Below are 16,775 nucleotides of genomic sequence, written 5' to 3' on the forward strand. Positions count from 1 at the left end.
CGGGCGCGGTGTCACCGGGCGGTCTCCCGTACGGTCTCGTCGGCGCGGACCGCGTCGAACGCGTCCCGCAGCACGGCCTGTTCGCGCGGGTCGGGGCCCGCGCCGCGCACGTGGGCGACGAAGTCCTCGGCGATCTCCTGCTCGCTGCGGCCGGCCAGCCGGCGGGCGTAGGAGATGTCGGGGTCCTGTGGGGAGCGCTCGGGGTCGAAGACGAGGCTGAGCGTGTGCGGGAAGCGCTCGGTCAGCCGGGCCATGGGGTCGGCGGGCCGCACCGGGTCGGTGAGGGTGGCCTCGACCCAGGCGTCCTCGTGGCGCGCGAGGCCGGGGTCGGCGAGCAGGTCCTCCAGACGGCCACGGACGCGGGCGAGGCCGCGTGGCACGGGGCAGTCGATCCGCTCCGCGTCCAGGGAGCCGTCGGGTCCGAGGTCCACCAGCCACATGGTCTTGCGGTGGTCGGCCTCCGAGAAGGAGTACGGCAGGGGGGAGCCCGAGTAGCGCACGCGCTCGCCGATGGTCTGGCTGCCGTGCAGGTGGCCGAGGGCGGTGTAGTCGACGCCGTCGAAGACCCCGGCGGGCACGGAGGCGACCCCTCCGACGGTGATGTCCCGCTCGCTGTCGCTCACCGCCCCGCCGGTGACGAAGGCATGGGCGAGGACGACCGAGCGGGTGCCCGGAGCACGTGTGGCGAGGTCGGCGCGGACCCGGTCCATGGCGGCGGCCAGCACGGCCTCGTGACCCGGCTTCTCCACGCCGAACTCGTCCTTCACCAGGGCCGGTTCGAGGTAGGGCAGGCCGTAGAAGGCGACGTCGCCGTGACGGTCGGCGAGCACCACGGGGGTGCCGCAGGCCGCGGCGTCGGTCCGCAGGTGGATGCCCGCCCGGTCGATGAGGCCGGCCCCGACGCCGAGGCGCCGCGCGGAGTCGTGGTTGCCGGAGATCATCACCGTGGGCACGCCCAGGCCCGCCAGCCGGTGCAGGGCGTGGTCGAAGAGCTGGACGGCGGCGAGCGGCGGGACGGCACGGTCGTACACGTCTCCCGAGACGACCACCGCGTCCACCTCGCGCTCGCGCGCGGTGCCGACGAGGTGACCGATGAACTCGGCCTGGGCGTCGAGCATGTTCACCCGGTGGAACGCCCGGCCCAGATGCCAGTCGGAAGTGTGCAGGAGCCTCATGATCCCCGAAGGGTAACGGCCGGGTCTGACATCACGGGCGGTTACTCCCGTATCAGCCCGTCATGACCGGCACCGGAGTTGACCGTTTCATCCCGTTCGTGCCGACTGTCACACGTCTCCGTAGGCCTCCCCGCCCAGTTCGAACCCGGCTGTCCCCGCTGTCGCGTCGGCCAGCCAGGCGCGGAACGCGTCCGCGTCGGCGTCCGGCAGCCCGATCTCGATGGTGACCGCCTCGCCGTAACGAACATCACGTACCTCGCGCCCGGTGGAGCGCAGATCGTTCTCCACCTTGCCGGCCCGCTGGTGGTCGACGGTGACGGTCGCCAGCCGGAACCGGCGGCGGGTGATGGTGCCCAGTTCGTCCAGCGCCTCGCCCACCGAGCCGCCGTACGCCCTGATCAGTCCACCGGCGCCGAGCTTGACCCCGCCGTAGTAGCGGGTGACGACGGCGACGACGTACCGCATGTCGCGGCGCAGCAGCATCTGGAGCATGGGGACGCCCGCGGTGCCGCCCGGTTCGCCGTCGTCGCTCGCCTTCTGCACGGCCGCGTCCGCACCGATGACGTACGCGGAGCAGTTGTGGCTCGCGTCGGCGTGCCGCTTGCGGACGGCGGCGATGAAGTCCTGGGCCTCCCGCTCGGTGGCGGCCGGGGCGAGGGCGCACAGGAAACGGGAGCGGTTGATCTCGGTCTCGTGCACACCCGCGCGGGCCACGGTGCGGTACTCGTCCTGCATCGTCCCAGCGTATGCGCTGTACGCACGCGTGCCCGACGGCGGTGCTCGCTCGGCCCCGGCCGCAGGGACCGGGGCCGCGCGGGTACGGTCGGCCCGCGGGATCAGGCCTTCTTGCCGCGTGGCACGGCGACGTCCGTGAGCAGCGCCGCGCCGGGCGCCAGTTCGTGCCAGCCCGCGCCGTGCCAGACGAGGACCGCGACGGCCGACGTCGGGTACTTCGTCCGGACCTGGTCCAGCGTGTCGTCGAACCCGTCCCCGGCGAGCGTGAGGATCAGCTCCTCCAGTCCGGGGTTGTGTCCGATGAGCAGCAACGTCCGTACGTGTTCGGGGACCTCGCGCACCACGTCGAGCAGCTCGGGTACGTCGGCCGCGTACAGCCGTTCGTCGACCCGTACCGGCGGCGGCGTGCCCCACTGATCGGCCGCGAGCTCCCAGGTCCGCCGAGCCCGTACGGCGGTGGAGCAGAGCGCGAGGTCGGGGATCCAGTCGGCGTCGGCCAAGGCGCGGCCGGCGGCGGGCGCGTCCCGCAGACCGCGCGGCGCGAGGGGGCGCTCGTGGTCGGGGACTCCGGCGGGATAGGCGGACTTGGCGTGCCGCAGCACGACGAGTCTGCGCCGCGGGCCCGCCGGGGCACGTCCATTCACCACGCCGAACCGATCTCGCGGGTGAGTTCGAGGCCGAGCAGCCGGTCGGCGTAGGCGTAGGACTCGAAGCGGGCGCCCTCCGCGACGTCCGACGTCTCCATCCACCGCAGCACGTCCAGCACGGCGGGGATGTCCAGGTCGTCCTCCCAGGCGGTGCGCAGCCGCAGGCGTACGTCGTCGGGGACGGCCTTGGACGGCCGGGTGGCCCATCCGGCGACGGCGGCGCGCCAGCGCTTGAGCGTGGCCTCGGCGTCCGCCAGGGTCGCGGCGTCGAGGCTGAGGGGCTGGTCCCTGCGCGGCGCGAGCAGTGCCAGGCGCAGCACGGTGGGGTCGGCGGGAGCGGGAACCGGGCCGCCGCCGGTGTCGACCGGCGCCACCTCGAAACGGACGGCGTCCGTCGAGGTACCGCCCGTGGCGCGCACCTCGACGGTCTGTGTCGCCGTCGGTCCCGTCCCGGCGTCGTGATGCTCCTCGAAGGGCCTGATGCCGAGTCCGGCCGCGCTCTCCCGCAGCCTGTCCGCGTCGGCAGGGTCCTCCGCCGAGGTCAGGGTCGCCCACACGGGGTTGCTGCCGACCTCCAGGGTCCGTACCAGGACGTCGGCGCAGACCAGCACCCGCAGCCCCGTGGCGTCGAACGTGTCCACGCGCGCGTGGACCCGGACCAGACCGCGGCGGGCGCGGGCGGCGTCGATGAGTTCGCCCGTACGGGCGTCGAGGATACGGAGCACGGGCTGAGCCTAGGCCGGTGGGCGGCCGGGCGCGGGGAGGTGGGAGCCATTCCGGACAGCTGCTCCCGGTCGCGGGGCCGTCCGGTGCCGGACCGCGCCACGTTCCGCGGCTTCTCCGGCCGCCCGGCGACCGCGACGGCGAACCGCTGGGAATCGTCGGGAATCACCGCGTGGCGCGCGCCGTTGTCCCTGGTGGGCGGCCGGACGGCCGAGCACTCATGTCAGGGACCCACGAGGAGGCCGAGCGTGTACGGCGACCAGGCAGCGATCCGTAAGATCCTCACCGAGCTGGGCGACACCTGGGCGATCGTCGGGCTCTCCTCGAACCAGCACCGCGCGGCCTACGGCGTCGCCGGCGTCCTCAAGCGTTTCGGCAAGCGGATCGTGCCGGTGCACCCGAAAGCCGAGACGGTCCACGGGGAGAAGGGGTACGCGTCGCTGGCGGACATCCCCTTCGAGGTCGATGTCGTCGACGTGTTCGTGAACAGCGGGCTGGCCGGTCCGGTCGCGGACGAGGCCGTCACCATCGGGGCCAAGGGCGTGTGGTTCCAGCTCGACGTGATCGACGAGGGGGCCTACGAACGGACGCGCGCCGCCGGGCTCGACATGGTGATGGACCGCTGCCCCGCGATCGAGATCCCGCGGCTCGGCTGAACCGGCCGGCACGACTGCCCGGGACCGTCCGGGCGGCCTTGCGCGGAAACGCCGTTGACGCCGGACGGCCCGCGCGGGTTTCCTGCTCCGGTGCCCATCCTTCGTATCGAGAAGCCCGACGACGAAGCCCGTCTCGCGGACTGGCAGCACGTCCACAACGTGATCGTCCCGCCCGCGGCCCTGTCGCTCGACGACGTGCGCGAGCGGGTCCGGCGCAACCGTCTGGAGGTCGCCTACCTCGGTGACGTCCTGGTGGGCTGCACGACCGTGCGCCCGCCGGCCGAGGACAGCGGGACGGCGACCGTCATCGCGCGTGTGCTGGCCGCGCACCGCGGACAGGGCTTCGGCGAGAAGCTCTACGCGCGCGGCCTGGAGCAGGCCCGGGCGCTGGGCGCCGAGACGGTCGAGACGGTCGTCCTCGCGGCCAACGAGGCAGGGCTGCGCTTCGCCCGACACCAGGGGTTCGTGGAGATCGATCGGTACGTCCTGCCGGGCGAGACGGCGGAATGGGTCGATCTGCGCCTGGCCTAGGGCCCGTTCACCTCCTTCGCCCCTCTCCCGGAGCGGGGCCGGGGAGTTCGGTCCGCTCACTCCTGGCTGTCGAGGAACTTCGCGACCGTGTCCGTGAAGAGCCGCGGATCGTCGAGCCACGGGAAGTGCCCGGCCCCGGGCAGGACGGCCGGCTCGGCCCGCGCGAAGAGGTCCGCGACGGTCGCGGCCACGCGCGGCAGCGGGCCGCTGTCCAGGGCCCCCGAGACGAGCAGCACCCGCACGTCCCAGGCGGCGACCACCGACCGGGCGGCAGCGGGCCGGAAGACTTCCGGCGTCGCGTAGCGGTCGGCGGCCTCCTCGTTGGTCTGATCGGCATCGGTCGCCGCGTGCGCGCGTGCGGCCGCGTCCCAACGACCGTAGAAGAACGGGGTGGCGGCGTCGAAGTCGGCATCGCTCGCGGTGCCGGCCCAGATCCGCCCGTACGCCTCGTGCGCGCCCTCGAACCACGGCTCCTCCGTGCGGAGCGCCGCCGCCTCCGCCCGGTGCTCCGGCGTGAATTCGACACCCAGCACCCGCGCCCGGGCGGTGACGAGGGTGAGGGAGCGGACCCGCTCGGGGTACCGGACCGCGTACAGGAGGGCCAGGTCGCCGCCCGCCGAGTGGGCGAGCAGATCGACCCGGTCGAGTCCGAGGTGCGTACGGAACGCCTCCACGTCGTCGACCTGCCGGTCGCAGCGGTACGTCGCCGGGTCGGCCGGACGGTCCGAGGCGCCGGTGCCCCGCAGGTCGAGCAGGCACAGCCGGCGGTGCCGCGTCACCCCTCCGAGGTCACCGAGGTAGGCGGAGGCGCGCATCGGTCCGCCCGGCAGGCAGAGCAGCGGCGCGCCCTCGCCCCTGCTGTGGTGGGCGAGTCGGGTTCCGTCGGGTGCGGCGAAGGTCGGCATGACCGTCATCCTGATCAGCGCATCCGGCGGCGAGCAAGTGATTTGACGGTCCATCAGTGAAGTCCGCGTGCGCCGACGCCGTCCGATACGCCGTGAACTCACGTCCATCTCGACTCGGCCATGCGTGCGCTTTGCCTCCGGTTCGCCCGGCGTACGCCTCCGATTGCTTTCATCGAGGGATGGACCACATCACGTTCCTCGTGGCGGTCGTCATCGTCACGGCTCTGGCCTTCGATTTCACCAACGGATTCCACGACACGGCGAACGCGATGGCCACGTCCATCGCCACCGGTGCCCTCAAGCCCAGAACTGCCGTCCTCATCAGCGGTGTTCTGAACGTGGGCGGCGCCTTCCTGTCCACCGAGGTCGCCAAGACGATCTCCGGCGGGATCGTCGACGACACCCTCGTCACCCCCGGCATGATCTTCGCGGGCCTGGTCGGGGCGATCCTCTGGAACCTGCTGACGTGGCTGCTCGGGCTTCCGTCCAGTTCCTCGCACGCCCTGTTCGGCGGGCTCATCGGCGCGGTCTGGGTCGGCGCGGGCGCGAAGGGCGTCCACTTCGACAAGGTGGTCGAGAAGATCCTGATCCCGGCGGTCGCCTCGCCGGTCGTGGCGGGCGTCGCCGCACTGCTGGCCACCTACCTGGCGTACCGGATCACCGCCCGGGCCCGCGAGAGGTCGGTGACCAAGGCCTTCCGGCTCGGTCAGATCGCCTCGGCCTCGCTGGTGTCGCTGGCGCACGGAACGAACGACGCGCAGAAGACGATGGGCGTCATCACGCTGACGCTGATCTCGGCGGGTGCGCTCGGTCACGACGCCGGACCGCCGGTCTGGGTCATCGCGTCGGCGGGCCTGGCGATCGGGCTCGGCACCTATATCGGCGGCTGGCGGATCATCCGGACGATGGGCAAAGGGCTCACGGACATCCAGTCGCCGCAGGGCTTCGCGGCCGAGGCGGCGTCCACGGCGGTGATCCTCACCTCGGCCCACCTCGGTTTCGCACTGTCCACCACGCAGGTCTGCTCGGGCGGCATTCTCGGCGCCGGACTGGGCAGGCGGCTGGCCGAGGTGCGCTGGGGCACCGCGGGGCGGATGGCGGTCGCCTGGCTGGTGACCCTGCCGGCCGCCGCGCTGGTCGGCGGTGTGTCGGCGAGCGTGGTGAAGCACGGCGGGACCGTCGGCACCGTGGTGATCGCGCTCGTCGCGGTGGCCGTCGCGTCGGTCATCGTCGCCGCCTCGCGCCGCAACCCGGTGCACGCCTCGAACGTCAACGACCACCACCAGGTCACCGTCCGCACCGCATCGCCGGCCGGCGTCGGCTCGGCCGCCTGAGTCAGGGAGAGTTCCGGACATGCATCTCGACTGGACCGCACTCGGCGAGGTCGCCGCGGTGAGCACGGGAGTCACCGTGGCCGTGGTCGCCGTCTTCGCCCTCGGCGTGCTCGGGCTCGCCCGGGTCGAGGCCGCTCGCGAAGGCGACGCCGACACGGGCTCCTCCGGCGCCGGCGCCCTGGGGATCACCCAGGCAGGGCTCTGCTTCCTGGCCTGCGCGGCCGTGGTGGCGTACGGGATCTATCTGATCGTGCCGCAGTTCCACTGACTCGGCGGGAAGAACTCGGTGGACGGGGAACACGCAGCACGAGAAGGGGAGGGCCGGATGACGGAACTGCTGGCAGGCATGCGGGTCGACTACACCGACCACGACGACCCGGTACTGATCCGGCCGGACGGCAGCACGGTCGACACCTGGCGGGAGAACTACCCGTACGAACAGCGGATGGAGCGCAAGGAGTACGAGTGGCACAAGCGGCTCCAGCAGATAGAACTGCTGAAGCTGCAGAGCTGGATCAAGCAGACGGGACGGCGGCTCGTCATCGTCTTCGAGGGGCGTGACGCGGCCGGCAAGGGCGGCACGATCAAGCGCTTCACCGAGCACCTCAACCCGCGCGGCGCCCGCGTCGTGGCCCTGGAGAAGCCCACCGAACGAGAACGCGGCCAGTGGTACTTCCAGCGGTACGTCGAGCATCTGCCGACGGCGGGCGAGATCGTGATGTTCGACCGGTCCTGGTACAACCGGGCCGGTGTGGAGCGGGTGATGGGCTTCTGCAGCGACGACGAGTACCGGCGTTTCATGCGGCAGGCGCCCGCGTTCGAGCGGATGCTCGTCGACGACGGAGTGGACCTGATCAAGTTCTGGTTCTCGGTCTCGCAGGGCGAGCAGCGCACCCGCTTCACGATCCGCCAGGTCGACCCGGTGCGGCAGTGGAAGCTCAGTCCCATGGACCTGGCCTCGCTGGACCTCTGGGACGACTACACGGCGGCCAAGGTCGCCATGTTCCGCGAGACGGACACCGAACAGGCGCCCTGGACGGTGGTGAAGAGCAACGACAAGAAGCGGGCCCGCGTCGACGCCATGCGCAGTGTGCTGGCCCGCTTCGCCTACGCGGACAAGGACGAGGAGGTCGTCGGTCTGCCCGACCCGAGCATCGTGGGCGCGGCGGCGAACCTGATGGAGGAGGGCGAGGACGACACGGTGCCCCTCGGCGGTGCCGGGGCGCCCTGAATGCCCGGCGGTCGCGTGGATTCAGTCGTGCGCGGGACGGTCGGACAGCCGGTGGTCGGCCAGGCTCAGCGCCTCGTCGACCACCCGGCGCAGATGGCCGTCGCCGAGCGAGTAGATGACCCTGCGACCGACCTTCCGCGTGGTCACCAGCCCGGCGAGACGGAGTCGGGCCAGGTGCTGGCTGACGGCCGGGCGGGCGGCCCCGCAGCCCTCGGTCAGCGTGCTGACGTCCGCCTCGCCGTCGGCCAGCGCGTGCAGCAACGTCAGACGGGTGCGGTCGCCGAGCAGGGCGAGGAGTTCGGCAGCGAGCGCGAACTGTTCCTCGCCGGGGCTGCGCGGGTGCGCATCGTGCGCAGGTGACAGGTGCATGCGTGCGCTCATACGCACATAATGGCGTCGTGGGCGTCCGCGCGTCCACTCCCGCGCAGCGGAAGGGGACGCCCGTGCACGAACGGCACCATCACGAGGACGGCCGCCACGACGGCCACGGGGACGGCCACCGCGAGCACGAGGGCGAGTCGCACGGCGGTCACGGTCATCCGCCGGGCGGACGCGACCGGACCGAGCACCGGCATGCGCACGGCGACCGGCACCGGACCGGGCACCCCCATCCGCACGGCGATCACGACCACGTCGGCCACCGTCACCCGGCAGGCGACCGGTCCCCCGGGCTGATCCGCCGGCTCCGCCATCGGCTCGCCCCGCACTCCCACGACACGGCCGACCGCGTCGACGCCGCGCTGGAGTCGTCGGCCCGGGGCATGCGCGCCCTGCGGGTGTCACTGGCCGTCCTCGGCACAACAGCCCTGGCGCAGGCGGTGGTTGTGGTGCTGTCGGGGTCGGTCGCCCTGCTCGGCGACACCGTACACAACGCGGCCGACGCGCTGACGGCCGTACCGCTCGGGATCGCGTTCGTGCTGGGCCGTCGCGCGGCGACCCGGCGTTTCACCTACGGCTACGGGCGGGCCGAGGATCTCGCGGGCGTCGTGATCGTGCTGACGATCGCCGCGTCCGCGGTCTTCGCGGCCTGGACAGCGGTCGGCCGCCTCCTCGATCCGCACCCCGTACGGCACCTTCCGGTGGTGGCGGGCGCCGCCCTCATCGGCTTCGCCGGGAACGAGTGGGTCGCCCGGCACCGGATCCGTGTCGGCCGCGGGATCGGCTCGGCGGCGCTGGTGGCGGACGGACTCCACGCCCGTACCGACGCGTTCACCTCGCTGGCGGTGCTGGTGGGCGCGGGCGGCTCGGCCCTGGGCTGGCAACTCGCCGACCCGCTGGTGGGGTTGGCGATCACGGCGGCCATCCTGGTGGTGCTCCGGGACGCGGCCCGTGAGGTGTTCCGACGCGTGATGGACGCCGTGGAACCCGAGTTGGTGGACCGCGCCGAACGGGCGCTGCGGGACGTCGCGGGCGTGCGGGACGTGGGCGAGCTGCGGCTGCGCTGGATCGGCCACCGGCTGCGCGCGGAGGTGGCGGTGGTGGTGGACGGCGAGGTGACCGTGCGCCGGGCCCACACCATCGCCGTCGAGGCCGAGCACGCCCTGCTGCACGCGGTGCCGAAGTTGACCGCCGCCCTCGTCCACGCCGATCCGGCGCCGCTGCCCGGCGAGGAGGACCCGCACGGGAGGCTGGCGCATCACGTCACCGCCTGAACGAGCGCCGCTGGGGCGCGTGGCGGCCGGTCACGGCCGCCGCTCCCCCGGCGGACGGGTCAGGCGAGGCCCAGCCCTTCCAGCACCACCGCGTTCGGCAGCTCCGCGAACGCCGCTCCGGGCACGAGGAGTTTGCCCCGCCGGCGCCCACTGCCCACGAGCACGTACGGCAGCGCGACGACGGCCGGGTCCACCAACACAGGCCAGTCGGCGGGGAGTCCGATGGGGGTGATGCCGCCGTACTCCATGCCGGTCTCACCGGTCGCCGTGTCCATCGGGGCGAACGAGGCCTTGCGGGCGCCGAGTTGGCGGCGTACGGCTCCGTTGACGTCGACGCGGGTGGCGGACAGCACGACGCAGGCGGCAAGGGTCGTCTCACCGCCGCGCCTGCCGGCGACGACCACACAGTTGGCGGACTGGTCGAGCAGGTCCTTGCCGTAGTGCTCGACGAAGGTGGCGGTGTCGGCCCATTCGGGGTTCGTGTCGACGTGGACGATCCGCTCGGCGGGGGTGGCCCCGCGCCAGCCGCGTACGGCGTCGGCGACGGGACGGGTGAGTTCGTCCAGGCAGTCGGGGGCGGGGACGGCGTGGTCGAAGTGTCCGATCGGTGCGCGCATGACGGCACGCTAACAGCCGTACGAACCGGCCTCGCGCGGGAGTGTCCGCCCGGCGGACAGGGACCGGAGCCGCCCGGCCGCTCAGTGCACCAGCGGGACCGACACGGCCATCACCATGTCGACCGGGACCTCTCCTTTGTTGGCGTACACGTGGGGCGTGTTGGCCTCGAAGGACGCGCTCGCACCCTCGGGGACGCGGTGCTCGACCCCGTCCACGGTCAGCGTCATCTCGCCCGCGAGGACGTGCACGAGCTCGACGGTCCCGGCGGGGTGGGGGTCGGAGGGGCTGCCGTCGCCCGGCATGAGCCGCCAGTCCCACATCTCCAGCGGGCCGGGCGCCTCGGTCCCGGCCAGCAGCCGGTTGTAGCTGCCCGCGTCGGTGTGCCACAGGCGCACGGCCTGTTCGGCGGGGACGATCCGGACACGGGGCCCTTGTTCGTAGTCGAGCAGGGTGGTGATGCTGACGCCGAGCGCGTCGCCGATCTTCACGACGGTGCCGAGGCTGGGGTTGGTCCTGGCCTGCTCGATCTGGATGAGCATGCCGCGACTGACTCCGGCGCGGGCGGCGAGCGCTTCCAGGGTGAAGCCGCGCTCGGCGCGCCAGCGTTTGACGTTGCGCCCCAGGGACTGAGTCAGCAGGTCGAGATCCGACACATTCCGTCCAATATTTTGAATGACAGAGTTCAACCAGGTGAACTATCGTGTGGTGCACCTGATCGTTCACCGAACTGTACTGCGAGGCCCCCGTGACAGCACTCTTCGCCCTGGCCACCAGCCTCCTGTGGGGTCTGGCGGACTTCGGGGGAGGCCTGCTGACCCGCCGGACGCCCGCCCTCACGGTGGTGGTCGTCTCCCAGACGATCGCGGCGGTGGTGCTGGGCGCGATCGTGCTGGTCACCGGCGCCTGGAGCGCGGCGGGGCCGCAGCTGTGGTTCGCGTTCGCGGCGGGCCTGGTCGGTCCGGTCGCGCTGCTCTCCTTCTACAAGGCGCTCGCGCTCGGCCCGATGGGGGTGGTCTCGCCGCTGGGCTCGCTGGCCGTCGCCGTCCCGATCGGCGTGGGCCTCTTCCTCGGCGAGCGTCCCGGGCTGCTGCAGGTGGCGGGCATCGCGGTCGCCGTGTCGGGGGTCGTGCTCGCGGGCGGGCCCCAGCTGCGCGGCGCGCCCGTGCAGCGGCAGGCGATCCTCCTCACGCTGATCGCTGCCGCCGGGTTCGGCACGGTGTTCGCGCTCATCGCGGAGGCGTCCTCGTCGGTCACCGGACTGTTCCTGGCCCTTTTCGTGCAGCGCGTGACGAACGTCGTCACCGGCGGCGCGGCGCTCGCCGTGTCCGTGCGGCGAGGGGCGTCCGCCCTTCCCGAGGGCGGCTTCCCCTGGGCGTCCCTGCCCGCGCTCGCCTTCGTCGGCCTCGCCGACGTAGCGGCCAACGGCACGTACTCGGTGGCCGCCCAGCACGGCCCGGTCACCGTGGCCGCCGTCCTCGCCTCGCTCTACCCGGTGGTCACGGCTCTGGCCGCGCGCGGCCTGCTGCGGGAACGGCTGCGTGCCGTGCAGGCGGCCGGAGCGGGGCTCGCCCTGGTCGGCACGGTTCTGCTGGCGACGGGCTGATCCCGGGGGCGGCGCGGACCACCCGGTTCAGGACTCGGCGCGGACGTCCCCGGTCTGCGCGGGTACGTCCCTGGAGACGTCCGCCGTGTCGGGGTCCAGCGCGGCGAGGCGCGCGGCCGTCTCCTCGTCGAGCCCCGAGAGCGCCGACAGCTGGTCCGAGGTCACCCCGTCGGGGATCGGCACCGGCGGCGGGGTCCGCAGCGGCGGCTGCCATCCGGCCACGGGGTCCCAGCGCCGGACGACGCGCGCGGGCGCTCCGGCGACCACGGCATGGTCGGGCACCGGGCCCCGTACGACCGCGCCGGCGGCCACCACGACGTTCCTGCCGATCCGCGCACCCGGCAGGATCACCGCCCCGGTCCCGATCCAGCAGCCGGGGCCGATCTCCACGGGCTCCATCCGGGGCCACTGCCGGCCGATGGGCTGGTGCGGATCGTCGTACGAGTGGTTCGTGGAGGTGACGTACACGTAGGGCCCGAAGTAGCAGTCGCTGCCGATCGTGACGGTCGTGTCGGCGATGACGTGACTGCCGCGGCCGAGTACGACGCCGTCCCCGACGCGCAGGATCGGGTCGGGTCCGAGGTCGAGGTCGGGCATCAGACCCGCGGTCAGCGTGACCTGTTCGGCGACGATGCAGTGCGAGCCGAGTTGGATCCAGGGTTCCCCGAAGACCGTGCCGAGCGGGAAGGCCAGCCGGGTGCTCGGCCCGATGGCGCCGAAGCGGAACCGTCCCGGGTGTTCTGCCGTGACCGCACCCGTGCGCTGCACCCAGGCCCAGCCCGCGTGGACGACGCGCTGCGCGAGACGTCGCCGCCATGATGAGAACGTGTTCTTGCTCCTGGGCACCCGCTCACGGTACTCAGCACGGGGTACGAGGACGCCGTCGCCTCGCTGTGATCTTCGCCCCACCAGGGGCGCCGGCGATGGCATACGGTGCCGGTGCGGCCGGTGCCACCGTCCGCGCGACGACAACCGACGAGACGACGAGACGGTGACACGGTGACGACTCAGCAGGCGCTGATCAAGGGAATCGGCGGCAAGGACCCGCAGGTCGACGGGGAGGCGTTCGTGGCGCCCACCGCGGTGGTCATCGGGGACGTCACGCTGCACGCGGGCGCGAGCGCCTGGTACGGCGCGGTGCTGCGGGCCGACTGCGGGCCGATCGTCATCGGCGCGGACAGCAACGTGCAGGACAACTGCAGCCTCCACGTGGACCCCGGTTTCCCCATCACCGTCGGGGAGCGGGTCTCCATCGGCCACAACGCCGTGCTGCACGGCGCGACCGTCGAGGACGACTGCCTGATCGGCATGGGCGCCACGGTGCTCAACGGAGCCGTGATCGGGGCCGGTTCGCTGGTCGCCGCGCAGGCACTGGTGCCGCAGGGGATGCGGGTCCCGCCGGGCTCGCTCGTCGCGGGGGTGCCCGCCAAGATCAGGCGCCCGCTGACCGACGAGGAGCGCGAGGGCATCACCCTGAACGGCACGCTGTACGTGGAGCTGGCCAAGGCGCACCGCGGGATCCACGAGTAGGCGGTCCCCGGGGAATGCGCTAGTCGGCGGCGGGGACGGGCTCCGGTTCCGCCGCCTCGTGCTCCGCCGACGCCTTGTTCGCCCTGCGGCGGACGATCAGCATCGAGCCGAGACCGATGAGTACCGCCGCGACCAGGCCGAGCCAGGAGAAGCGCTTCAGCCAGGACTCGGCGACGACACCGACATAGTAGATGACGGCGGTGGTGCCACCCGCCCAGACGATGCCGCCGAGGACGTTGGCGATCAGGAACTTCCAGTACGGCATGCGCAGCACACCCGCGAGCGGGCCCGCGAAGATCCGCAGCAGGGCGATGAAGCGGCCGAAGAAGACGGCCCACATGCCCCACTTCTGGAACGACCGCTCGGCGGTGGCCACATGGCCTTCGCTGAAGTGCCGGGGGAACTTCGCGCCGAGCCAGGCGAGCAGCGGGCGGCCTCCCTTGCGGCCGATCGCGTAGCCGATGGAGTCGCCGACGATCGCCCCGAGGCTCGCGCACGCTCCGAGGATGACCGGGTTGATGCCCGCGTGCTGGGAGGAGAGCAGGGCCGCCGAGACCAGAACGATCTCTCCGGGCAACGGGATGCCCAGGCTCTCCAGGCCGATGACCAGGCCCACGAGCGCGTAGATACTGACCGCGGGCACCGTCTCGAGCCATTCCTGGACGTGCAACGCCGGTTCCTCCCGTTGAGCTGTGCCTGACTCGGGCGGCTGTGTCTCGCTCGGTCACCCGGCGCGCGATTCCCCCGGAGCGCACGCCCGGAAGCCTACCTGGTCGCTCCGGGCCGGGGTCCCGTCGTGCGGCCCGGCAGCCGCCCCGGCCCGTCGGCGGGGGCAGGGGCGGCGCACGAGGGAGGGGCCGCCGGGCCGCGCGGGCGGGCCCGTGGCGCACCGGCTCCGGGTCAGGCACGCACCTCCGCGGTGGTCCTGAGCCGCAGGTCGCGCGAGGACGCCCCGACCCAGACGGTCCGGCGCCCGGTTCCGAGCACCCAGCCGTGCTTCTCCGTGTCCCAGGAGGAGAGGGTGCGTGCGGCGACTCGCACGCTGACCCGTCGTCGCTCCCCCGCGCGCAGCGCGAGCCGCCGGTAGCCGCCCAACGCCCGTACGGCCTGGTCGAGTCCGGTCCGGGGCGAAGGCCCGACGTAGACCTGAGCGACCTCGACGCCGTCGCGCCGCCCCGTGTTGCGCACCGTGAACTCGACCCGCAGTCCGCGCTGGTCCTGCCGTACGCGGACGTCGTCGTAGGCGAAGGAGGTGTACGAGAGTCCGTGGCCGAACGGGAAGAGCGGGCGCACGCCCTCGGCGTCGTACCAGCGGTACCCGGCATGGATGCCTTCGGAGTACTCCTCGGTGCCGTCGACGCCCGGGTAGCGGCGCGGGTCCCCGGCCACGGGGTGGTGGTCGTCGTCGACGGCGAAGGACTGGGTGAGCCGGCCCCCGGGATCGCGGTCGCCGAACAGGACGGCGGTGGTGGCGGCGGCACCCTCCTGGCCCGGGTAGTACATCTGGAGCACGGCCGCGGTGCGGCGCAGCCACGGCATGGACGTGGAGGACGACGTGTTGAGGACGACGGTGGTGCGCGGGTTCGCCGCCGACACCGCCTCGATGAGGTGTTCCTGGTGCCCGGGGAGGGCGATGGTCGTGCGGTCCAGGCCTTCGGTTGCGTCCTCGTAGGCGAACAGGACGACGCTGTGGGCGGCCCGGGCAGCGCGGACGGCCTCCGCGACGTCCTGGGCGCGGGTCGCGCCGGTGATGCGCCGCAGCCGGAACACCTGTCCTCCACTCCCGCCGTTCGCGGTGATCCGGAGGCTGTGGGCTCCCGCTGCGAGGTTCAGGGTCGCGCGCCGCACCGCCAGCCCGTCCGGTGCGGCGGAGACCAGGCCGCCGGAGAAGTACTCGCCGTAGCCGGGCGCCACGGGGAAGAGGTCCTGCCCGTCGAGGAGGACCTTGGGCCGTTCGCCCGAGTAGTGGATGACCAGCGTCCACTCGTCGGCCTCGGCGACGGTGAGCGTCCCCTCGTACGACCACGCCTGTCCTGCGGGGACGTTCTGTTCCTCGGTGGTGAGCCCCGGGCTGACCGCGCTCGTGGGAACGGCCTTGCCGAACAGGTCCTCGCCCAGCGAGTAGGAGACGCGGGCGCCGCGTCCGGCGCGGGCGCGGATGGCGTCGAGCGGGCTGTCGGCGTGGTCGGGCACCACGTGCGCGCTACCGCCGCCGCTGACGAAGGGCAGCATGCCCGTGGGCCCGACGACGGCGATGTCGCGTGCCGCCGCGCCGGTGAGTGGCAGCGCGTGGTGCTCGTTGCGGAGCAGGGTCGCTCCCGCCGTGGCGACCTCCAGGGCCACGGCCGCCCCCGCCTTCGCGTCGCGGGCCGGGCGGGCCGGAGCGCTCCCGTCGAGCAGGCCGAAGCGGTCCATCACCCCGAGGATCCGGCGCACGGCGCGGTCCACGTACGTCTCGGCCACGCTGCCGTTCCGGACCGCGGACTTCAGGGCCTCGCCGAAGTAGGTGCCGTCGGGCATCTCCATGTCGAGGCCCGCGGTGATCGCGGCGGCGGTGCTGTGGGCGGCGAACCAGTCGGTCATCACCCAGCCGTCGAAACCCCACTGATCGCGCAGGACTCCGGTCAGGAGCGGCCGGTTCTCGCAGGCGTAGGTGCCGTCGACCTTGTTGTACGCGCCCATGACCGCTCCGGTGCCCGCGTCGACGGCGGCCTCGAAGCCGCGGAGTTCGACCTCGTGCAGGGTCTGTTCGTCCACCACGACATCGACGGACTGGCGGTCCTTCTCCTGGTTGTTCAGGGCGAAGTGCTTGACGGTGGCGATGAGTCCCTCGCCCTGGATGCCGCGGATCTCGGCGGCGACCAGGTCCGCGGCGAGCAGCGGGTCCTCGCTGAAGGTCTCGAAGTTGCGGCCCGCGTACGGGGCCCGGATGAGGTTGACCATCGGGGAGAGCAGGACGTCCTGGCCGAGGGCGCGTCCTTCGCGTCCGATGACCTGGCCGTAGCGGCGGGCCAGTGCCGGGTCGAAGGCGGAGGCCAGCAGCACGGGGGCGGGCAGGGCTGTCGCGTGACGGGTGACACGCACGCCCGCCGGACCGTCGGCGAGGCGCAGGGAGGGGATGCCGAGGCGGGGTACTCCGGGGACGAAGCCAGCCTGGCCGAGCGACTCCGGGTCGGCCGCGCCGTGCAGGAGGGAGATCTTCTCGTCGAGCGTGAGTCTGCGGATCAGGCTTTCAACGCGCGGGCCCGCGCCCGGTCCGGATGCCGCGTGGGCGCCGGGGACGAAGCCGGGAGAGGTGGCGGCCGCGGCGACCGCGACGGCACCGCCGACCAGTCGCAGGGCCGATCGCCGGGAAAAGGTGTGGGACATGAGCCGTCACTCCTTCGGTGCGCGGGCACGTCGTCGTGGTCCGCGTGTACGGGTGCCGGCGGCCGG

At 72.9% G+C, this 16,775-nt stretch carries 19 protein-coding genes; 8 read left to right on the forward strand and 11 right to left on the reverse strand.

Annotated elements, in window-relative coordinates:
- Positions 1-11: 11 nt before the first annotated feature.
- The 4 genes from ACIRQH_RS18085 to ACIRQH_RS18100 form a co-directional block, all read right to left on the reverse strand.
- Positions 12-1,175, reverse strand: a complete 1,164-nt coding sequence (locus tag ACIRQH_RS18085; RefSeq protein WP_388873746.1) for an exonuclease SbcCD subunit D — start codon at positions 1,173-1,175, stop codon at positions 12-14.
- A gap of 108 nt (positions 1,176-1,283) precedes the next feature.
- A complete protein-coding gene (locus tag ACIRQH_RS18090) occupies positions 1,284-1,910 on the reverse strand; it encodes a YigZ family protein (RefSeq protein ID WP_404226547.1) in 627 nt (208 codons plus the stop codon).
- 101 nt (positions 1,911-2,011) lie between these two features.
- The gene (locus tag ACIRQH_RS18095; protein ID WP_388934836.1) at positions 2,012-2,554 is read right to left on the reverse strand and encodes a SixA phosphatase family protein; all 543 of its coding nucleotides are present in this window, start codon (positions 2,552-2,554) and stop codon (positions 2,012-2,014) included.
- The gene (locus tag ACIRQH_RS18100) at positions 2,551-3,282 is read right to left on the reverse strand and encodes a hypothetical protein (RefSeq protein WP_358819152.1); all 732 of its coding nucleotides are present in this window, start codon (positions 3,280-3,282) and stop codon (positions 2,551-2,553) included. The genes ACIRQH_RS18095 and ACIRQH_RS18100 overlap by 4 nt, the downstream gene beginning before the upstream one ends.
- Before the next feature lie 246 nt (positions 3,283-3,528).
- Between ACIRQH_RS18100 and ACIRQH_RS18105 the strand changes: the two genes are divergently transcribed.
- Both ACIRQH_RS18105 and ACIRQH_RS18110 read left to right on the forward strand, forming a co-directional pair.
- Entirely contained in the window at positions 3,529-3,936 is a 408-nt protein-coding gene (locus tag ACIRQH_RS18105; RefSeq protein WP_404226549.1) for a CoA-binding protein, read from the forward strand.
- 90 nt (positions 3,937-4,026) lie between these two features.
- Positions 4,027-4,467, forward strand: coding sequence for a GNAT family N-acetyltransferase (locus tag ACIRQH_RS18110; RefSeq protein ID WP_358819154.1), 441 nt, complete (start codon positions 4,027-4,029; stop codon positions 4,465-4,467).
- A 56-nt stretch (positions 4,468-4,523) separates the two neighbouring features.
- Here ACIRQH_RS18110 and ACIRQH_RS18115 read toward each other — a convergent pair whose 3' ends face one another.
- Entirely contained in the window at positions 4,524-5,372 is an 849-nt protein-coding gene (locus ACIRQH_RS18115; protein WP_404226550.1) for an alpha/beta fold hydrolase, read from the reverse strand.
- Positions 5,373-5,551: 179 nt separating this feature from the next.
- Between ACIRQH_RS18115 and ACIRQH_RS18120 the strand changes: the two genes are divergently transcribed.
- Genes ACIRQH_RS18120 through ppk2 form a run of 3 tightly spaced genes read left to right on the forward strand, consistent with a single transcriptional unit; the run spans position 5,552 to position 7,937 of the window.
- Complete coding sequence (locus ACIRQH_RS18120) at positions 5,552-6,706, forward strand: anion permease (protein WP_388934785.1); 1,155 nt, start codon at positions 5,552-5,554, stop codon at positions 6,704-6,706.
- Positions 6,707-6,725: 19 nt separating this feature from the next.
- Positions 6,726-6,974 carry a hypothetical protein gene (locus ACIRQH_RS18125; protein ID WP_388873760.1) on the forward strand — a complete coding sequence of 83 codons (249 nt, stop codon included), beginning with the start codon at positions 6,726-6,728 and terminating at the stop codon, positions 6,972-6,974.
- Positions 6,975-7,031: 57 nt separating this feature from the next.
- On the forward strand, positions 7,032-7,937 hold the full coding sequence (gene ppk2, locus ACIRQH_RS18130; RefSeq protein ID WP_388934787.1) for a polyphosphate kinase 2: 906 nt from the start codon (positions 7,032-7,034) through the stop codon (positions 7,935-7,937).
- Between the two features lie 21 nt (positions 7,938-7,958).
- Here ppk2 and ACIRQH_RS18135 read toward each other — a convergent pair whose 3' ends face one another.
- On the reverse strand, positions 7,959-8,318 hold the full coding sequence (locus tag ACIRQH_RS18135; RefSeq protein ID WP_388873766.1) for an ArsR/SmtB family transcription factor: 360 nt from the start codon (positions 8,316-8,318) through the stop codon (positions 7,959-7,961).
- A 62-nt stretch (positions 8,319-8,380) separates the two neighbouring features.
- Between ACIRQH_RS18135 and ACIRQH_RS18140 the strand changes: the two genes are divergently transcribed.
- Positions 8,381-9,589: a cation diffusion facilitator family transporter gene (locus ACIRQH_RS18140; RefSeq protein WP_404226553.1), complete on the forward strand. Its 1,209-nt coding sequence runs from the start codon at positions 8,381-8,383 to the stop codon at positions 9,587-9,589.
- 59 nt (positions 9,590-9,648) lie between these two features.
- On the opposite strand, the gene ACIRQH_RS18145 is transcribed toward ACIRQH_RS18140, so the two are convergent.
- Both ACIRQH_RS18145 and ACIRQH_RS18150 read right to left on the reverse strand, forming a co-directional pair.
- Complete coding sequence (locus tag ACIRQH_RS18145; protein ID WP_358819157.1) at positions 9,649-10,206, reverse strand: YbaK/EbsC family protein; 558 nt, start codon at positions 10,204-10,206, stop codon at positions 9,649-9,651.
- 81 nt (positions 10,207-10,287) lie between these two features.
- On the reverse strand, positions 10,288-10,860 hold the full coding sequence (locus tag ACIRQH_RS18150) for an XRE family transcriptional regulator (RefSeq protein WP_355867230.1): 573 nt from the start codon (positions 10,858-10,860) through the stop codon (positions 10,288-10,290).
- 92 nt (positions 10,861-10,952) lie between these two features.
- Between ACIRQH_RS18150 and ACIRQH_RS18155 the strand changes: the two genes are divergently transcribed.
- A complete protein-coding gene (locus ACIRQH_RS18155) occupies positions 10,953-11,810 on the forward strand; it encodes a DMT family transporter (protein WP_358819158.1) in 858 nt (285 codons plus the stop codon).
- 27 nt (positions 11,811-11,837) lie between these two features.
- Here the strand turns inward: ACIRQH_RS18155 and ACIRQH_RS18160 are convergent, their stop codons facing one another.
- A complete protein-coding gene (locus tag ACIRQH_RS18160) occupies positions 11,838-12,656 on the reverse strand; it encodes an acyltransferase (RefSeq protein ID WP_404226555.1) in 819 nt (272 codons plus the stop codon).
- Between the two features lie 153 nt (positions 12,657-12,809).
- Between ACIRQH_RS18160 and ACIRQH_RS18165 the strand changes: the two genes are divergently transcribed.
- Positions 12,810-13,340, forward strand: coding sequence for a gamma carbonic anhydrase family protein (locus ACIRQH_RS18165; RefSeq protein ID WP_358819160.1), 531 nt, complete (start codon positions 12,810-12,812; stop codon positions 13,338-13,340).
- Positions 13,341-13,359: 19 nt separating this feature from the next.
- Here the strand turns inward: ACIRQH_RS18165 and ACIRQH_RS18170 are convergent, their stop codons facing one another.
- Together ACIRQH_RS18170 and ACIRQH_RS18175 are read right to left on the reverse strand one after the other, a co-directional pair.
- Positions 13,360-14,010, reverse strand: coding sequence for a DedA family protein (locus tag ACIRQH_RS18170; protein WP_358819161.1), 651 nt, complete (start codon positions 14,008-14,010; stop codon positions 13,360-13,362).
- Positions 14,011-14,240: 230 nt separating this feature from the next.
- The gene (locus ACIRQH_RS18175) at positions 14,241-16,709 is read right to left on the reverse strand and encodes a beta-glucosidase (RefSeq protein WP_388873779.1); all 2,469 of its coding nucleotides are present in this window, start codon (positions 16,707-16,709) and stop codon (positions 14,241-14,243) included.
- Positions 16,710-16,775: the final 66 nt, after the last annotated feature.

Source organism: Streptomyces sp. NPDC102279 (assembly GCF_044766365.1).
Taxonomy (GTDB): domain Bacteria; phylum Actinomycetota; class Actinomycetes; order Streptomycetales; family Streptomycetaceae; genus Streptomyces.

Coding starts and splice junctions, on each gene's coding strand:
- ACIRQH_RS18145 (WP_358819157.1), bottom strand. CDS start 10,206: ATGCGCGCACCGATCGGACACTTCGACCACGCCGTCCCCGCCCCCGAC.
- ACIRQH_RS18175 (WP_388873779.1), bottom strand. CDS start 16,709: ATGTCCCACACCTTTTCCCGGCGATCGGCCCTGCGACTGGTCGGCGGT.
- ACIRQH_RS18090 (WP_404226547.1), bottom strand. CDS start 1,910: ATGCAGGACGAGTACCGCACCGTGGCCCGCGCGGGTGTGCACGAGACC.
- ACIRQH_RS18135 (WP_388873766.1), bottom strand. CDS start 8,318: ATGAGCGCACGCATGCACCTGTCACCTGCGCACGATGCGCACCCGCGC.
- ACIRQH_RS18120 (WP_388934785.1), top strand. CDS start 5,552: ATGGACCACATCACGTTCCTCGTGGCGGTCGTCATCGTCACGGCTCTG.
- ACIRQH_RS18125 (WP_388873760.1), top strand. CDS start 6,726: ATGCATCTCGACTGGACCGCACTCGGCGAGGTCGCCGCGGTGAGCACG.
- ppk2 (WP_388934787.1), top strand. CDS start 7,032: ATGACGGAACTGCTGGCAGGCATGCGGGTCGACTACACCGACCACGAC.
- ACIRQH_RS18115 (WP_404226550.1), bottom strand. CDS start 5,372: ATGCCGACCTTCGCCGCACCCGACGGAACCCGACTCGCCCACCACAGC.
- ACIRQH_RS18085 (WP_388873746.1), bottom strand. CDS start 1,175: ATGAGGCTCCTGCACACTTCCGACTGGCATCTGGGCCGGGCGTTCCAC.